The sequence below is a fragment of the Enterobacter cloacae complex sp. AR_0002 genome (assembly GCF_001922365.1).
GTDB lineage: Bacteria > Pseudomonadota > Gammaproteobacteria > Enterobacterales > Enterobacteriaceae > Enterobacter > Enterobacter hormaechei_C.
Genome location: NZ_CP018814.1, coordinates 846947 through 864354, shown reverse-complemented (window position 1 = coordinate 864354; position 17408 = coordinate 846947). Strand labels below are relative to the sequence as shown.

At 56.6% G+C, this 17408-nt stretch carries 17 protein-coding genes; 6 read left to right on the top strand and 11 right to left on the bottom strand.

From position 1 onward, the window contains the following. Positions 1 to 5: 5 nt before the first annotated feature. Positions 6 to 1076 (bottom strand): catabolic alanine racemase DadX, encoded by a 1071-nt coding sequence (gene dadX, locus AM329_RS04270; protein WP_003859954.1) that lies wholly within the window; start codon positions 1074 to 1076, stop codon positions 6 to 8. A 9-nt stretch (positions 1077 to 1085) separates the two neighbouring features. Then, positions 1086 to 2384, bottom strand: a complete 1299-nt coding sequence (locus AM329_RS04265) for a D-amino acid dehydrogenase (RefSeq protein WP_015570317.1) — start codon at positions 2382 to 2384, stop codon at positions 1086 to 1088. Between the two features lie 321 nt (positions 2385 to 2705). Here AM329_RS04265 and AM329_RS04255 point away from each other — a divergent pair, with 321 nt between their 5' ends. Then, positions 2706 to 4238 (top strand): SpoVR family protein, encoded by a 1533-nt coding sequence (locus tag AM329_RS04255; RefSeq protein WP_022651425.1) that lies wholly within the window; start codon positions 2706 to 2708, stop codon positions 4236 to 4238. Between the two features lie 114 nt (positions 4239 to 4352). Here the strand turns inward: AM329_RS04255 and fadR are convergent, their stop codons facing one another. After that, positions 4353 to 5072 carry a fatty acid metabolism transcriptional regulator FadR gene (gene fadR / locus AM329_RS04250; protein ID WP_003859951.1) on the bottom strand — a complete coding sequence of 240 codons (720 nt, stop codon included), beginning with the start codon at positions 5070 to 5072 and terminating at the stop codon, positions 4353 to 4355. Between the two features lie 201 nt (positions 5073 to 5273). Between fadR and nhaB the strand changes: the two genes are divergently transcribed. After that, the gene (gene nhaB, locus AM329_RS04245; protein ID WP_023314322.1) at positions 5274 to 6812 is read left to right on the top strand and encodes a Na(+)/H(+) antiporter NhaB; all 1539 of its coding nucleotides are present in this window, start codon (positions 5274 to 5276) and stop codon (positions 6810 to 6812) included. A 46-nt stretch (positions 6813 to 6858) separates the two neighbouring features. Beyond that, complete coding sequence (gene dsbB / locus AM329_RS04240; RefSeq protein WP_017693268.1) at positions 6859 to 7389, top strand: disulfide bond formation protein DsbB; 531 nt, start codon at positions 6859 to 6861, stop codon at positions 7387 to 7389. 99 nt (positions 7390 to 7488) lie between these two features. Here dsbB and AM329_RS04235 read toward each other — a convergent pair whose 3' ends face one another. The 3 genes from AM329_RS04235 to AM329_RS04225 form a co-directional block, all read right to left on the bottom strand. After that, entirely contained in the window at positions 7489 to 7929 is a 441-nt protein-coding gene (locus tag AM329_RS04235; RefSeq protein WP_015570314.1) for a YcgN family cysteine cluster protein, read from the bottom strand. Between the two features lie 93 nt (positions 7930 to 8022). Beyond that, positions 8023 to 8682: a fumarylacetoacetate hydrolase family protein gene (locus AM329_RS04230; RefSeq protein ID WP_003859945.1), complete on the bottom strand. Its 660-nt coding sequence runs from the start codon at positions 8680 to 8682 to the stop codon at positions 8023 to 8025. Positions 8683 to 8729: 47 nt separating this feature from the next. Continuing rightward, positions 8730 to 9005 carry a YcgL domain-containing protein gene (locus AM329_RS04225; RefSeq protein ID WP_006810982.1) on the bottom strand — a complete coding sequence of 92 codons (276 nt, stop codon included), beginning with the start codon at positions 9003 to 9005 and terminating at the stop codon, positions 8730 to 8732. A gap of 123 nt (positions 9006 to 9128) precedes the next feature. Here AM329_RS04225 and minC point away from each other — a divergent pair, with 123 nt between their 5' ends. From minC to minE, 3 genes are read left to right on the top strand one after another with little or no spacing between them, the layout of a single operon-like run. Then, on the top strand, positions 9129 to 9836 hold the full coding sequence (gene minC / locus AM329_RS04220; RefSeq protein ID WP_022651428.1) for a septum site-determining protein MinC: 708 nt from the start codon (positions 9129 to 9131) through the stop codon (positions 9834 to 9836). A 22-nt stretch (positions 9837 to 9858) separates the two neighbouring features. After that, positions 9859 to 10671: a septum site-determining protein MinD gene (minD, locus tag AM329_RS04215; protein ID WP_003859938.1), complete on the top strand. Its 813-nt coding sequence runs from the start codon at positions 9859 to 9861 to the stop codon at positions 10669 to 10671. A gap of 3 nt (positions 10672 to 10674) precedes the next feature. Further along, complete coding sequence (minE, locus tag AM329_RS04210; protein WP_003859937.1) at positions 10675 to 10941, top strand: cell division topological specificity factor MinE; 267 nt, start codon at positions 10675 to 10677, stop codon at positions 10939 to 10941. Between the two features lie 86 nt (positions 10942 to 11027). Here the strand turns inward: minE and rnd are convergent, their stop codons facing one another. The 5 genes from rnd to AM329_RS04185 form a co-directional block, all read right to left on the bottom strand. Further along, positions 11028 to 12143 (bottom strand): ribonuclease D, encoded by a 1116-nt coding sequence (rnd, locus tag AM329_RS04205; RefSeq protein WP_122959317.1) that lies wholly within the window; start codon positions 12141 to 12143, stop codon positions 11028 to 11030. An 83-nt stretch (positions 12144 to 12226) separates the two neighbouring features. Further along, the gene (fadD, locus tag AM329_RS04200) at positions 12227 to 13912 is read right to left on the bottom strand and encodes a long-chain-fatty-acid--CoA ligase FadD (protein ID WP_003859933.1); all 1686 of its coding nucleotides are present in this window, start codon (positions 13910 to 13912) and stop codon (positions 12227 to 12229) included. Between the two features lie 203 nt (positions 13913 to 14115). Continuing rightward, on the bottom strand, positions 14116 to 14697 hold the full coding sequence (locus AM329_RS04195) for a Slp family lipoprotein (RefSeq protein ID WP_015570309.1): 582 nt from the start codon (positions 14695 to 14697) through the stop codon (positions 14116 to 14118). A 37-nt stretch (positions 14698 to 14734) separates the two neighbouring features. Continuing rightward, on the bottom strand, positions 14735 to 15430 hold the full coding sequence (gene tsaB, locus AM329_RS04190) for a tRNA (adenosine(37)-N6)-threonylcarbamoyltransferase complex dimerization subunit type 1 TsaB (RefSeq protein ID WP_032609494.1): 696 nt from the start codon (positions 15428 to 15430) through the stop codon (positions 14735 to 14737). Between the two features lie 66 nt (positions 15431 to 15496). Next, positions 15497 to 17407: an ATP-dependent DNA helicase gene (locus tag AM329_RS04185; RefSeq protein ID WP_003859928.1), complete on the bottom strand. Its 1911-nt coding sequence runs from the start codon at positions 17405 to 17407 to the stop codon at positions 15497 to 15499. Between the last annotated feature and the right edge of the window lies 1 nt (position 17408).

The following is a 17408-nucleotide window of genomic DNA, read 5'->3' as shown; positions in this document are numbered from 1 at the left end:
ACAAGTTACACCGTCACAACAGGCACTCTGGGTGCCAGCGCGCACATCAGCTCATACCCAACGGTGCCCGCCGCAGCGGCCACATCATCAATTTTAACTTCGTTGCCCCACAGCTCAACCGGTGACCCGATCCCCGCCTGGGGACACGGCGTTAAATCAATGGCCAGCATGTCCATTGAGACGGTGCCTACCGTGCCGGTGCGCACGCCATCGACCCACACCGGCGTGCCGCTCGGGGCGATGCGCGGATAACCATCTGCATAGCCCCCCGCCACGATACCGATACGCTGTTCGCCCGCTGCCCGATAACGGCTGCCATAGCCCACCGTATCGCCCGCTTTTAACGTCTGCACGCCGATAATCTCGCTTCGTAACGTCATCACCGGCTTCAGGCCGCTGTTGGCGATATCCTGCCACTGACCTGAGGGTGACGCGCCGTACAGAACGATCCCCGGACGCACCCAGTTGTAGTGCGCTTCAGGATGCCAGAGCGTTGCCGCTGAGTTCGACAGCGAACGTGGACAGTCCAGCCCTTCTGCCGCCTGCTCAATGCGGACCATGGCATCGGCAATTCCGTCCGGCTTTTCCGCATCGGCGAAATGCGCCATCAGCGTCATCTCACCGACGTTTTTCAGCGCACGAAGCTGCTGCCAGACCGTGTGCACCCGTTCAGGCTGAAAGCCCAGACGGTTCATCCCGCTGTTCACTTTGAGATAGATATCCAGCGGGGCATGCAGCTTCGCGTCCTGAATCGCCTTGATCTGCCAGTTACTATGAACGCTGGTCGTCAGGCGGTACTTATCCAGCAGAGGCAGATCCTGCGCATGGAAGAATCCTTCCAGCAGCAGGATCGGTCCTTTCCAGCCGCGCTCGCGCAGCAGGATGGCCTCTTCCAGATTCAGCAGGGCAAAACCATCGGTGGCGCCGAGCGCACTCCAGATACGGTCGATACCATGACCGTAGGCGTTGGCTTTCACCACCGACCAGACACGAGAACCCGGCGCAGCACGGCGAACAATTTGCAGGTTATCCTTCAGCGCCTGCAAATCCAGCTGGGCCAGAATAGGACGGGACATTGCGACTCCTTAATTATGCGCGCCGTGCAGGTGTTGTGGACGCGATGGGGTAAACCCTGATTGATAGCGTGCGGCGCTCAAATCGTCAAACGGAATTGCCGGCGTCCGCCCTGAGATCAGGTCGCTCAGCAGCTGGCCCGAACCGCAGGCCATGGTCCAGCCAAGCGTGCCGTGGCCGGTGTTGGTCCACAGATTTTTGTATGGCGTACGGCCCACAATCGGCGTGCCGTCCGGGGTCATTGGGCGCAGGCCGGTCCAGAACGTCGCCTGCTCAATGAAGCCGCCGCGCGGGAAGAGATCGCCCACGACCATCTCCAGCGTTTCACGACGCGGTTTAAGCAGCTCAGTATTAAAGCCCACGATTTCCGCCATGCCGCCGACGCGGATCCGGTTATCGAAGCGGGTGATGGCGATTTTGTAGGTTTCATCAAGAATGGTCGAGACCGGCGCACCGCTGTCCTCTTTCACAGGAATGGTCAGGGAGTAGCCTTTCAGCGGATAGACCGGGATATCCAGGATCCCTTTCAGCATCGCGGTTGAGTAGGAGCCAAACGCCATCACGTAGGCATCGGCTTTGATTACCTCTTCCCCACACTTCACGCCGTAAATCTTCTCCCCTTCCGACAGCAGTTTGTCGACAGAAGTATTGAAGCGGAATTTCACCCCGGCCTGCTCACACATGCGCGCCAGACGCTGGGTGAAAAGCTGGCAGTCGCCGGTTTCATCGTTCGGTAAACGCAGACCGCCCGTCAGCTTGTGCGCGACCTCGGCAAGCGCTGGCTCCACCTGCGCCAGCTGGCTGGCTTCCAGCAGCTGATACGGTACGCCCGCATCTTCAAGCACGGCGATATCGCGGGTCGCGTTTTCGTACTGTTGCGCGGTACGGAACAGCTGAAGCGTGCCGCCCTGGCGTCCTTCATATTCAATGCCCGTTGAGGCACGCAGCGCCTTCAGGCAGTCGCGGCTGTATTCCGCCAGACGCACCATGCGCCCTTTGTTTTCCATATAGTGGCGGGTGTCGCAGTTGCGCAGCATCTGCCACATCCACTTAAGCTGGAACTGCGTGCCGTCGAGGCTGATCGCCAGCGGCGCATGTCGCTGAAACATCCATTTGATCGCCTTCAGCGGAACGCCCGGGGCCGCCCACGGCGCAGCGTAGCCCGGGGAGATTTGCCCCGCATTCGCCGCACTGGTTTCCAGCGCCGGACCGGATTCGCGATCGATAACGGTAACCTCATGTCCCGCCTGACTTAAATACCAGGCGCTGGTTACGCCAACGACACCACTTCCCAGTATGACAACACGCATAGCCACTCCATTATGAGCAAAAGAACAATCATCTAATTACAGATTGATAACCTAGTTGAAAATATTATTCAACATATGACTTTTTTATGGTGACTCAACTCACATATCCCGCTGTATCAGGGGATAGCGCTTATTTGGGATCTCCTGCTGCGCGTTATTTTTAACCAGTAGAAAATTCTGTGAGCACCGCTTTTTTTGCCGTATCGAAAACGTGAAATCGCAAAGAAAAAATTTCTGCGCCCCGCGTATTTGAATGGGGTGATCTATGCTTGAAAGGAGGCTCTCCAGTCAGAGAGAGCGACCAACAACGAGGGCGCGCTAATGGCTACACTAGATTCCATGTCCAGGGACAGCACCCGTCTGAGCGATGGACCCGACTGGACCTTCGAGTTGCTGGATGTCTACCTGGCGGAGATCGACCGGGTGGCCAAACTCTATCGTCTGGATACCTACCCCCATCAGATTGAAGTCATCACCTCGGAACAGATGATGGACGCTTACTCCAGCGTCGGGATGCCGATTAACTATCCGCACTGGTCGTTTGGTAAAAAATTCATTGAGACAGAGCGGCTGTATAAGCACGGGCAGCAGGGATTGGCGTATGAAATCGTCATTAACTCTAACCCATGTATTGCCTATCTGATGGAGGAGAACACCATTACCATGCAGGCGCTGGTGATGGCGCACGCCTGCTATGGACATAACTCGTTCTTCAAAAATAACTATCTGTTCCGCAGCTGGACGGACGCCAGCTCAATCGTTGATTACCTCATCTTCGCCCGTAACTACATTACCGACTGCGAAGAGCGCTACGGCGTGGACGAGGTTGAGAAACTGCTGGACTCCTGCCACGCGCTGATGAACTACGGCGTTGACCGCTATAAGCGTCCGCAGAAGATCTCCTTGCAGGAGGAGAAAGCCCGGCAGAAAAGCCGCGAGGAGTATCTGCAAAGCCAGGTGAATATGCTGTGGCGCACCCTGCCAAAACGTGAAGAGGAGAAAACCGTCGCCGAGGCGCGTCGCTACCCTTCCGAGCCGCAGGAAAACCTGCTCTACTTTATGGAGAAAAACGCCCCGCTGCTGGAGCCGTGGCAGCGTGAGATCCTGCGCATCGTGCGCAAGGTGAGCCAGTATTTCTATCCGCAGAAGCAGACCCAGGTCATGAACGAAGGCTGGGCGACCTTCTGGCACTACACCATTCTGAACCACCTGTATGACGAGGGAAAAGTCTCTGAACGGTTTATGATGGAGTTCCTGCACAGCCACACCAACGTGGTGTTCCAGCCGGCATATAACAGCCCGTGGTACAGCGGTATTAACCCGTACGCGCTCGGCTTTGCCATGTTCCAGGATATCAAGCGTATTTGTCAGTCGCCCACCGAAGAGGACAAATACTGGTTCCCGGATATTGCCGGTTCCGACTGGCTGGAAACGCTGCACTTCGCGATGCGTGATTTTAAGGATGAGAGCTTTATCAGCCAGTTCATGTCGCCGAAGATCATGCGTGATTTCCGCTTCTTCACCGTACTGGATGATGACCGCAACAACTTCCTGGAGATCTCCGCGATCCACAACGAAGAGGGCTATCGCGAGATCCGCTCGCGCCTGTCGTCCCAGTACAACCTGAGTAATCTTGAGCCGAACATTCAGGTCTGGAACGTGGATCTGCGCGGCGATCGCTCTCTGACGTTGCGCTATATTCCGCACAACCGCGCGCCGCTGGATAAGGGGCGTAAGGAAGTGCTGAAGCATGTGCATCGCCTGTGGGGATTTGACGTCTTGCTGGAACAGCAGAACGAAGATGGCAGCGTGGAGCTGCTGGAGCGGTGTCCGGCGCGGTTGAATACGCTGTAGTGGGATTTTTTGCCCGGTGGCGCTACGCTTACCGGGCCTACGGGACCTGTAGGCCGGCTCAGGCGAAGCCGCCACCCGGCGAAAAAAAACCTCTCAATCGAGAGGTTTTTTCTTTTACCGGCCCTGAATCGCTAAATCACCCGGCAGCGTTTTCTGCATCCGGTGCCAGATTTCACCGGAGTCGTGGCCGTAACGACGCACGGTTTCATAGACCTGATCGTGCAGCCCTTCGGTGCAGAGTTTGCTCAGTTTATGATAGAAGCCAAGCGCCAGACTGCGGGCTTCAGGGTTAGCAAAGTAGTGACGACCAATGCGCGTATATAACCCTTTCATTCCATTCAGGATCAGACCGTAAACCGGATTGCCGGAAGCAAACGCCAGACCACGGAACACGTTGTAATCCAGGGTCGCAAAGGCATCCGCGTGGTCTTCCACCTCATTGGCGGTAGCAAGTACCTTCAGCGCATCTTCAGGGTGCTGGCGAAACGCGGTGCGGATGAAAATGGTGGCGATGTTGGTGCGCACGGAAAGCAGATTATCAATCAGCTGCGGTACGCTTTCGTGATCGAGACGCGCCAGCGTTTCCAGAATGTTCAGCCCGGACGTTTCCCAGAAGTTATTCACTTTAGTGGGTTTGCCATGCTGTATCGTCAACCAGCCATCGCGCGCCAGACGCTGGAGCACTTCTCGCAGCGTGGTACGGGTGACGCCAATCAGTTCAGAGAGTTCGCGTTCAGCAGGTAGAATTGATCCCGCAGGGAAACGATTATTCCAGATGCTTTCAATGATGTACTCTTCCGCGAAACCCGCCGGGCTCTGCGCCTTAATGACCATAGTGAGATTTCCATTACACAGCTTTAGCAAATTACACTCATCATACCAGAGGCGTGCAGAGGCAGATAGCGCAGCAGAGACAGAAAAGAGGGATCGCCGTTTCATTTTTATGAAATTTACAAATGGCTTAATCCCCCGCTCTGCCGCCATTTTTGCGTATACTGATGTCTTGTCTTATTTGACGGGGAAAGGACGTCTGTCGTGGAAATTTCATTTGGGCGCGCGCTGTGGCGCAACTTTTTAGGTCAGTCACCTGACTGGTACAAACTCACTTTACTGGTATTCCTGGTCGTTAATCCCGTTATCTTTTTGCTGGATCCCTTCGTTGCCGGGTGGATGTTGGTCGCCGAGTTTATCTTTACCCTGGCGATGGCGCTGAAGTGCTATCCGCTGTTGCCCGGCGGGCTGCTGGCGCTGGAAGCCGTGGTCATTGGAATGACCAGCGCGGAGCATGTTAAAAACGAGATAGCGTCGAATCTTGAAGTCCTGCTGCTGCTGATCTTCATGGTGGCGGGGATCTACTTTATGAAGCAGCTTCTGCTGTTTATCTTCACCCGTTTGCTGCTGAGCATTCCGTCGAAAACGCTGCTCTCGCTGGCGTTTTGCCTCGCCGCAGCCTTCCTCTCTGCCTTCCTGGATGCGCTGACGGTCGTGGCGGTAGTGATCAGCGTCGCCGTCGGCTTTTACGGGATTTACCACCGGGTGGCCTCGTCTCGTCCTGGCGATAACTTGCAGGACGACAGCCACGTTGAGGCGCACAACCGCGATGTGCTGGAACAGTTCCGCGCATTTCTGCGCAGCCTGATGATGCATGCAGGCGTGGGGACGGCGCTGGGCGGCGTGATGACCATGGTCGGGGAGCCGCAAAACCTGATTATCGCCAAAGCAGCTGAGTGGCATTTTGGCGAATTTTTCCTGCGCATGGCGCCGGTCAGCGTACCCGTGCTGGTCTGCGGGTTAGCCACCTGTGTGCTGGTCGAAAAATTCAACCTCTTTGGGTATGGCGCGACGTTGCCCGATCAGGTCCGCCAGGAGCTGCATAAGTTTGACGAGCAGAGCCGCAAACAACGCACGCGCCAGGAGACGCTGCGCCTGATTGCACAGGGCTTCATCGGCGTGTGGCTTATCGCTGCGCTGGCCTTCCACCTTGCCGAGGTGGGGCTGATTGGCCTGTCGGTAATTATCCTTGCAACCAGCCTGGGCGGCGTTACGGACGAACATGCTATCGGAAAAGCCTTTACCGAAGCGCTGCCGTTTACCGCCCTGCTGGCGGTGTTTTTTGCCGTCGTGGCGGTGATTATTGACCAACATCTGTTCGCGCCGATCATCGCGTTTGTGCTTCAGGCCACGCCAGATTCGCAGCTAACGCTGTTCTATTTGTTTAACGGTCTGTTGTCCTCTATATCCGATAACGTCTTTGTCGGGACGGTATACATCAATGAGGCCAAAGCCGCGATGGAGCAAGGGATTGTCAGCAGTGAACAGTTCGAGCTGCTGGCGGTGGCGATCAACACCGGAACCAACCTCCCCTCCGTGGCAACCCCGAACGGTCAGGCGGCATTCCTCTTCCTGCTGACCTCGGCGCTGGCGCCACTCATACGACTTTCTTATGGAAGAATGGTCTGGATGGCGCTGCCGTATACGCTGGTGCTTACCCTGGTTGGTTTACTGTGCATCAAAATTACTCTCGTTCCCTGTACGCAATGGTTATTGCAAGCAGGTATACTTGCGGCGCATTAAAATTCGTTTACACTGCGCTGTCTAAGCATGTTCCAGGGAAATGATTATGTTGCGATTTTTGAACCAGTGCTCACGCGGTCGCGGAGCGTGGTTGTTGATGGCCCTGACCGCCTTTGCGCTGGAAATGGTCGCGCTGTGGTTTCAGCATGTGATGGGGCTGAAACCTTGCGTACTGTGTATTTATGAGCGTTGTGCGCTGTTCGGCATTATGGGCGCGGGTCTGGTAGGTGCGATTGCACCCAAATCACCGTTACGCTATGCGGCAATTGCCATCTGGCTGTACAGCGCCGGGAAAGGCATTGCGCTTGCCTGGGAGCACACCCAAATGCAGCTTCACCCGTCGCCGTTTATGACCTGCGATTTTGCCGCCCGCTTCCCGAGCTGGCTGCCGCTGGATAAATGGCTGCCGCAGGTGTTTGTGGCCTCCGGTGACTGCTCTGTACGCCAGTGGGAATTCCTGACGCTGGAGATGCCGCAGTGGCTGGTGGGCATTTTTGTCGCCTACTTTGTGGTGGCGCTGCTGGTGCTGATTGCCCAGCCGTTCAAACCAAAGAAACGCGATCTTTTTGGAAGGTAAAAGCAGAACGGCAACGTCAGTTTTGCAGGTCGGGTAAGCGCAGCGCCACTCGACACAATTGTGAACAATAAAAAACCCGCCTCGGCGGGTTTTTTATTATCACCGATTAGGGTGATTCATAATGTGGTCTTCCCAGTCCCGCACCTCGGACTCTTTCACCGCAATGTGGCGCACGGAAATACGTTCGCCGTGCATCGCCGCTTTCGACCCCGTCAACAGCGGATGCCATGTGGGCAGATCTTTCCCTTCCGCCAGCAGGCGATACGCGCAGGTATGCGGCAGCCACTCAAAGGTCGGTAGATTTTCACGGGTTAACTTGATGCAGTCCGGCTCATATTCGAAACGGCGCTCATAGTTGCGGCACTGACAGGTTTTGATGTTTAACTGCTTGCAGGCTACGTTGGTGAAATAGATCTCGTCCGAATCTTCATCCATCAGCTTATGCAGGCAGCACTGCCCGCAGCCGTCACACAACGATTCCCACTCCGCGTCGGTCATGTCGTCGAGAGTTTTGCTTTGCCAGAAAGGAATGTCGTTCATCGGGATGTCCACACGTCAAAATAGAGCGCACCTTATAACGAGTCTGGCACGTTGATGCAAGTTTTGCCGCCCTTTTCAGGCGGCAAGGTGCTTTTACAGCACGCGGGTTTTCAGCGACAGGCCGTTAAAACTGACATCCAGTTCGTCGCCGCTAAGCAGCGGCCCCACACCTTCCGGAGTGCCGGTGAGGATCACGTCGCCAGGTTTCAGGGTGAAGAAGCGGCTCATGTAGGCAATCAGCGGAACGATCTTATGGATCATGTCAGCGGTCGTTCCCTGCTGGCGGATCTCGCCGTTGACCTTCAGGCTGAGCGGCGTGTTCTGCGGATCGTCGGTAAATTCACTCACCGGAATGAAACCGGAAATCGGGCATGAATTATCAAAACCCTTCGCTTTTTCCCACGGCTGCCCCGCTTTCTTCATTTTGCCCTGAACATCACGCAGCGTCAGGTCAAGCGCGACACCGTAACCCGCAATCGCTTTCTCTACATGCTCTTCGGTCGCCTGGCGCAGCGTCGCGCCGATCAGCACCGCCAGCTCCACTTCATGATGCACCGAGCCCAGTCCCTGCGGCAGAACCAGCGGCTGGCGAATATCGCACAGTGCGGTTTCTGGCTTAATAAACAGAACCGGCTCTTCCGGCACGGCGCTGCCCATCTCCTGAATATGTTTTGCATAGTTGCTGCCCACGCAGACCACTTTGCTGACGGGATAATCCAGTAATGCACCTTGCCAGTTATGATGTTGATACATGGTCGACCCCTAATCGGTTGATGAGTTGTTCCCGGAAGGACCCGGGCTTATTTCTTTCCGCTCACCTCAAGATGCTGTTTTAATAAATTCTCCGGTGGCGGCGGAAGCTGTAAATAATAGCCCTGCTCGGTTAACGCCTTTTTGACTTTCTCCAGATCGGCGTTCACCAGCTTCTTACGGCCGTCCAGCGGCAGCAGCATCGCCAGCTGCGGTCGGCCAAAGCTTTTCATTAATTCTTCAGGCACGCGGGAAAAATCGTCTTTCTTTTCGACATAAAGGTAGGTCTGGTCGCGGCTGGTACTTCTGTAGATCACACAAAACATGTTTTTACTCTGAATTAACGGGTGGTTGCTTGCCTCAATATACTCCTGACTATAACATGCCTGATACTCTTCGGAATATCGCGGCGATGTGTTGCGGTTAATAGCAAATTGAGTAAGGCCAGGATGTCAAATACGCCCATCGAGCTTAAAGGCAGTAGCTTCACCTTATCAGTGGTTCATTTGCATGATGCAAAACCCGAGGTTATTCGTCAGGCGTTAGAAGACAAAATCGCGCAGGCTCCCGCTTTTCTTAAGCATGCTCCTGTCGTCGTCAATGTAAGCGACCTTGAGGGGCCGATTAACTGGAAGCGGCTCCAGCAGGCCGTCGCCTCCACGGGGTTGCGCATCGTGGGCATTAGCGGCTGCAAAGACGCAGAGTTAAAAGCCGAAATTGAACGCGCGGGTTTGCCCTTGTTAAACGAGGGCAAAGAAAAAGCCCCACGTGCAACGCCTGCAACCGTTCCCGCTCCCCCGCCTCCGGCGCAAAATGTAGCCCCAGTCACAAAAACGCGATTGATTGATCTGCCGGTTCGTTCCGGTCAGCGCATTTATGCGCCAAACTGTGATCTGATTGTTACAAGCCACGTCAGTGCGGGCGCTGAACTGATTGCAGATGGCAATATTCACGTTTACGGTATGATGCGTGGACGTGCGCTTGCGGGCGCCAGCGGCGATCGAGAAGCACAAATTTTTTGTACTCACCTGACGGCAGAACTGGTGTCTATCGCAGGTGAATATTGGCTGAGCGATAAAATCCCAGCCGAATTTTATGGCAAAGCGGCCCGTCTGCAACTGGCAGATAACGCTTTGACCGTTCAACCGTTAAATTGATCCCTTTTAACAAGGAATTTCTATGGCACGCATTATTGTTGTGACTTCGGGTAAAGGAGGCGTTGGCAAGACCACCTCCAGCGCGGCCATCGCTACTGGTTTGGCCCAGAAGGGAAAGAAAACCGTCGTAATCGACTTCGATATCGGTCTGCGTAACCTGGACCTGATCATGGGTTGCGAGCGTCGCGTGGTGTATGACTTCGTGAACGTCATTCAGGGCGATGCCACCCTTAACCAGGCGCTGATTAAAGATAAGCGTACCGAGAACCTCTACATTCTTCCGGCGTCCCAGACACGTGATAAAGACGCCCTGACCCGCGAAGGCGTGGAAAAGGTGCTCGACGATCTGAAAAAGATGGAGTTCGACTTCGTGGTCTGCGACTCCCCGGCCGGTATCGAAACCGGCGCGCTGATGGCGCTCTACTTCGCGGATGAAGCCATCATCACCACCAACCCGGAGGTCTCGTCAGTACGTGATTCCGACCGCATTCTCGGCATTCTGGCCTCGAAATCCCGTCGCGCGGAAAATGGCCAGGAGCCAATCAAAGAGCACCTGCTGCTGACCCGCTACAACCCGGGCCGGGTGAACAAAGGTGACATGCTGAGCATGGAAGACGTGCTGGAGATCCTGCGCATCAAACTGGTTGGCGTGATCCCGGAAGATCAGTCCGTGTTGCGCGCCTCTAACCAGGGCGAGCCCGTGATCCTGGATACACAGGCAGACGCGGGTAAAGCGTATGCGGATACCGTTGACCGTCTGCTGGGAGAAGAACGTCCTTTCCGCTTCATTGAAGAAGAGAAGAAAGGTTTCCTCAAACGCCTGTTCGGAGGATAAGTTATGGCATTACTGGACTTTTTTCTCTCGCGGAAAAAAAGCACCGCCAACATCGCAAAAGAACGTCTGCAAATCATTGTGGCGGAACGTCGTCGTAGCGACGCCGAACCGCACTACCTGCCGCAGCTGCGCAAAGACATTCTGGAAGTGATCTGCAAATACGTGCAGATTGACCCGGAAATGGTCACCGTTCAGCTGGAGCAAAAAGACGGGGATATTTCGATTCTGGAGCTGAACGTCACGCTTCCGGAAGCGGAAGAGTCGCGTTAATCCGGTTGTGGTTTTGTAGGCCGGGCAAGCAACGCGCCACCCGGCAATTTCCCCGGTGGCGCTGCGCTTACCGGGGCTACAATTCTTTAGCGCGGATACCCTTCCAGCAGGGTATTCAGGCGTTCGGCCATCAGTTCCCCCCGCCATCCGGCGACCAGCTCCGGTAAACCATTTTGCGGTTTCAACTTCCAGTGCCAGTTCAGCAGCTGGTTAATCTGACGACGTGAAGCCAGCAGTTCGGCACTGAGTTTGCTTTCCCCCGCCACCGTCTGCACCAGCGCTTTGATATCTTTGAACGCCTTGCGGTAGCCCGGCATATCCATCAGGTTAAGCAGTGGTTCTGGCAGTGCGTCCTCCGGCAGCTGCTGAGCTTTCTCTACCAGCGCGAGCAGCGTTTTACCGTGGAAACGGATCTCACTCCCGGAAAGGCCAATGCTGTCCAGTTCGCCAAGGCTACCCGGCATATAGCGCGCCACCGCCCACAGGTGTTCTTCACGCACCACGAAGTTAACCGCCAGATCGCGCTCACGTGCTTTACGCAGACGCCAGTCAGCCAGCAGTTGCAGACAGGCCAGCTGGCGGGTGCGCAGCTGCCAGGCGTTGGTGATGTCACGCCAGGCCTCTTTCGGATCAACCACTTCCTGACGACGCTGCTGCGTCATGCGGCACTCGTCCAGTGCGGCAGACAGCCAGCCGGACGCCTCAGCCTCTTTCATAAGCTGGCCGGCAATTGGAAGAAGGTAAAAGACGTCTGCCGCGGCGTATTCAAGCTGACGCGCCGTTAGGGGACGCGCGAGCCAGTCGGTACGCGATTCGCTCTTATCCAGCGTCAGACCGGTGTACTCTTCCACCATCGCGGCGAAGCCCCAGGAGAGCGGACGACCGCTGAACGCCGCGAGGATCTGGGTATCAATCAGCGGCTGCGGCATGATGCCAAAAGTGTTGAGAAAGACTTCCAGATCTTCACTGCCCGCGTGCAGATATTTGGTCACGGCGGTATCCAGCAACAGCTCGCGCATTGGCGCCCAGTCGGTAATGCCGAGGGGGTCAATCAATGACACGTGTTTGCCGTCATACATCTGAATCAGACCCAGCTGCGGATAGTACGTTCGGGTGCGGACAAATTCCGTATCCAGGGCGATAGCGGGAAATTCACGCGTCACCTCGCACAGCGAAGCCAGCTCGTCGTTGGTAGTGATCATCTGGTAATTCAAATCGGACTCTCTTTTGTTTGCCCCCATAAAAAACGCCGGCTTAACCGGCGTCTGGGCGATTAACGTGAAGCTCAGGCCTTATTGTCCACTTTGGCACGGGCTTCGTCACGTAATTCTCGTCGTAATATCTTCCCGACGTTGGATTTCGGCAGCTCATCCCGGAATTCCACCAGCTTCGGCACTTTATAGCCCGTCAGCTGACGGCGACAGAACGTTATCAGCGCATCCTCGGTCAGAGAAGGATCTTTCTTGACCACAAATATCTTCACCGCTTCACCGCTGCTGCCGGAAGGAACGCCCACCGCCGCCACTTCCAGCACGCCGCTGTGCTGCATCACCACGTCTTCGATTTCGTTCGGATAGACGTTGAACCCTGACACCAGGATCATGTCTTTCTTGCGATCGACGATGCGCAGGAAGCCTTCGTCATCCATCACCGCGATGTCGCCCGTGTGCAGCCAGCCGTCTTTGATGATCTCATCCGTGGCATCCGGACGTTGCCAGTAGCCCAGCATCACCTGCGGCCCTCTGACGCACAGCTCCCCTGGCTCACCGTGAGGCACTTCGTTATCCTCATCATCCACCAGTTTTGCTTCCGTCGACGGGACCGGCAGACCGATACTGCCGCTGTGGTAGTCGATGTCATGCGGGTTAACGCTGACCAGCGGGGCGCACTCCGTCAGGCCATAGCCTTCCAGCAGATACTGCCCGGTGAGTTTCACCCAGCGCTCGGCAACAGCCTGCTGAACCGGCATCCCGCCGCCCGCGGAGAGGTGCAGCGTGGAGAAATCGAGCTGCTGGAACTCTTTATTGTTAAGCAGCGCGTTAAACAGGGTGTTCACGCCGGTCATGGCGGTGAACGGGTATTTCGCCAGCTCTTTGACCAGCCCCGGGATATCGCGCGGGTTGGTGATCAATACGTTTTGACCGCCAAGCTCGATAAACAGCAGGCAGTTCATGGTCAGCGCAAAAATGTGATACAGCGGAAGCGCGGTGATCACCAGCTCCTTGCCCGGGTGCAGCAGCGGCCCGTAGGTGGCGTTAACCTGCTCAAGGTTCGCCAGCATGTTACGGTGGGTCAGCATCGCCCCTTTCGCCACGCCGGTGGTGCCGCCCGTGTATTGCAGGAAGGCCAGATCCTCGGACACGATCTCCGGCTTCACGTACTGCATCCGGTAGCCCGCATGCAGGGCACGGCGGAAAGAGATGGCATCCGGCAGGTGGTATTTCGGCACCAGCCGCTTAACGTATTTAACGACAAAGTTGACCAGCGTACCTTTCGCGGTAGAGAGCTGGTCACCCATGCGCGTCAGGATGACGTGCTTAACCTGAGTTTTTTCAACGACTTTTTCCAGCGTGTGGGCAAAGTTGGAGACAATCACAATCGCCGCCGCGCCGCTGTCATTCAACTGATGTTCCAGCTCGCGCGGGGTATAGAGCGGGTTAACGTTAACCACGATCATCCCTGCCCTGAGGATGCCGAACAGCGCCACCGGGTATTGCAGCAGGTTTGGCATCATCAGCGCGACGCGATCCCCTTTCTGCAAGCCCAACCCTTCCTGTAAATAGGCCGCAAACGCCCGGCTGCGCTCTTCCAGCTTACGGAAGGTCATCACTTCGCCCATATTCACGAACGCGGGCTGGTCAGCGTAGCGCCGTACCGAGTGTTCAAATAATTCAATCAGGGATTGATAACGGTCAGGATTGATCTCCGCAGGGACATCCGCGGGATAACGGTTAAGCCAAACCTTTTTCAATGCATCACCTCTGAAATGAGTGTTCGTCGTCATCACAGCCCCGATAATAAACAGTTTGTTAACATTATATTAACTCAGCGTACCAGTTTATTAATTGTTCAGATTGCAGGTTGCGAAGCGCGTCACTCTTTTTTTTCGTTTTATCCGTAAAAAAACAGAGACAGCGGCTGAGCCGCTGTCTCTTTCCTAGCAATAACAGTAACTTACTCAGTTACTATTGTTTGAACCTGTGCAGGGCCTGGATTGTACCAACCCCAGCCACCGTAGCCGTAACGATACGGATGCGGTCCCCACATCCACGGATCGATTGGCTGTGGCGGCATCACCACCTGCTGGGCAATACGCCAGCGTTTGTAGCCGTTCACCTGCATGGTCATAAATTTGTATGGCGTATTGCCGATTTTCCCCGCCACCGAACCGGTAATCGGCCCGACGACGGTTACAAGCTGCCCGCGGAAATCTACCGGATCGAGGAAGCCGCTGACGTCAGCGTAGATCCGCCCGCGCGAGGCTTCACCCAGAACAGGCCGCGCGCCGTCGTCCAGCGGGACAGTGGCAATCTCCAGCCGGGTTTTCCCCTGCTGGTTTAGCACTTCAACCACCTTGCCGCCAAACCGCGCTTCCTGCCCGACATACAACTCCGGGGCATTCATCACGCGTACCAGATCCTGCTGTGGCGTCGGGCTGGTGCCCTTGATCGCATCAGGAACGGTGACGCACCCGCTCAGTGCTATGGCAACCGCGCCTGCCATAAGAAAGCGTACAACTTTAGTCTGAACCGCCATGATGCGACTCCTTTTTCTCAGTTCCTGTTACTGAGATTCACTCGCGGCCAGGAAGTTTCTTCCACGCGACGGTGTTTCGTAAATAAACCGGTTCAGCATGTTCAACCGCCACGGTTTTTCCTGCGGCAAGTAGCTGACAGGCAATCGGCAGCATATCTTCTGCGGCGGGCAGGAGCATGTTACCGTCCACCAGCGTAAGGCCGGTGTCCTTCGCCATCTCAGGCCATGCCGCCCAGCCGGTTCCGACCGTCGCCCACTCACCGGAGAGCTGTTTCAGGCGCCCGGTGACGGCTTCAGGTTTAAGCACCGCTTCCGTCTCTTCGCCGTGCCAGACGCCGTTTTCGTCACGGGTGTACTCCGCCCAGTAGACTTCCCCCATGCGGGCATCAATCGCAGCCAGCACGCTGGTGGCGCCGGTCATGCGCCATGCTCCCTGGGCCATGGTCGCAAGCGTGGAGACGCCGATCATCGGCAGGTCAGCGCCCAGCGCCAGCCCCTGCGCAATGCCAATCCCGATACGTACGCCCGTAAAGCTGCCCGGACCACGGCCGTAGGCCAGCGCGTCGAGGTCAGTCAGGGCGGTGTTGCCCTCGGTTAAAATGGTTTTTACCAGGGGCAGAATACGTTGGGTGTGTTCCCGTGGGCACTCTTCGAAATGAGCAAAAATCGTACCGTCGTTCCACAGGGCAACGGAACAGGCCTCTGTCGCGGTATCAATAGCCAGAATTCGCATCAGTCGTCGCGCTCTCGCAATGGTCAGTCACAAAATGGCGCGCATCTTAACACACTCCGGGAAGAATTACTCCGCCGTCGGGTTCGCCAGGAAGCGGACCGCGCGTTTAATATCCCGCGTGCGCGGCGCGGGCGGCAGGCTGGCGAGGAAGGTCGCGCCGTAGGGACGCATCACCAGGCGGTTGTCGCAGATCACCAGCACCCCGCGATCGGTGACGTCGCGGATCAGTCGCCCTACCCCCTGTTTAAGCGTGATGACCGCGTCCGGCAGCTGGACGTCGTCGAACGGATCGCCCCCGCGCAGACGGCAGTCCTCCATGCGCGCTTTCAGAAGCGGATCGTCCGGCGATGTGAACGGCAGCTTATCGATAATCACCAGCGAGAGCGTGTCGCCGCGCACGTCTACCCCTTCCCAGAAACTACTGGTCGCCACCAGCAGGGCATTACCGGCGCTGACAAACTGCTGGAGCAGCTGGCCTTTACTGGTTTCCCCCTGCAACAGCACCGGTAGCGTCATGGTGGCGCGGAACTGCTCGGCCAGATCGCGCATCATGGCGTGTGAGGTGCAGAGCATAAAGCAGCGCCCGTTGTTGGCCTCGATCATCGGCTTCAGCATGGCCGCCAGATGTCGCGCCGCGCCCGGCTGGTTAGGCAGCGGCAGATTGCGCGGCACGCACAGCAGCGCCTGTCTCTCATAGTCGAACGGGCTCGGCAGAAGCAGGGATTCCGCCTGCTCAATGCCGAGGCGCTCGGTAAAGTGGTGCAGATCGTCATTGACCGACAGCGTGGCCGAGGTAAAGACCCAGGTGCCGGGCTTTTGCGCCATCACCTCTTTAAATTTATCAGCAACGGTCAGCGGCGTGAGCGCCAGGGTGAAGTGGCGCGAGGTACATTCGTACCAGTAGCTGTAGCCCGGCTGGTTGATCTCTTTCAGCCGCTTCAGCCGCCCACGGTAAAGCGTGGCGCGCTCGAAGGCGGCGTCCAGCAGCGCTGAACGTCCGAGGGACAGTTTCGCCACGTCGTAGCAGAGTTCAAGGGCATCATCGAGCAGCAGCAGCGCGCGCTGGATATTTTTGTCTGCGAGCAGTTCGCGCAGGTTGCCGCGATAGCCCGGCTCGCCAAGCTGTAAGCGGAAATCCTGTGCGCATTGCGCCAGGCGGTCCGCGCACTTCTGCAACTGCTGGGTATCTTTGAGTTCGGTGCGATAGGCAATGGTAATATCTTTCGCCAGATCCTGAAGCTGACGGCTGGAGAGCGACTGACCAAAATACTGGCTGGCGATGTCCGGTAGCTGATGGGCTTCATCGAAGATCATCACCTCCGCCTCCGGGATCAGCTCGCCGAAACCACTGTCCTTGACCACCATATCCGCAAGAAACAGGTGATGGTTCACCACCACCACGTCGGCGTCCATCGCGGTTTTACGCGCTTTCACCACAAAACAGTCTTTATACAGCGGGCAGTCGCTGCCGAGGCAGTTGTCATTGGTGCTGGTCACCAGCGGCCAGGCCGGGGAGTCTTCCGGCACGCTCGCGCAGGTGCTGATGTCCCCCTCCTCCGTCTGGTTGGCCCAGGCGCGCAGGACGATCACATCGCTCAGGGTTTGTACCGGCAGGTCGCCGCCCGCCAGCGCCTGCTGTTCAAGACGCTCCAGACACAGGTAGTTAGAACGCCCTTTCAGCAAGGCCAGACGCCCTTTGTATTTCAGCGCTTTCGCCACCGTGGGTAAATCGCGGCTGTAGAGCTGATCCTGGAGCGCTTTTGATCCCGTAGAGATGATCACCTTCTTTTTCGCCCGCAGCGCAGGAGCGAGGTAAGCATACGTTTTCCCCGTACCGGTACCGGCCTCCACGACCAGCGGCTGCGCCTTGTCGATAGCGTGCGCAACGGCATGCGCCATCTGACGTTGGGGTTCGCGCGGTTTAAAGCCGGGAATAGCCTGTGCTAACTGACCCTCTGGGGAAAAATCGTCTGCCACG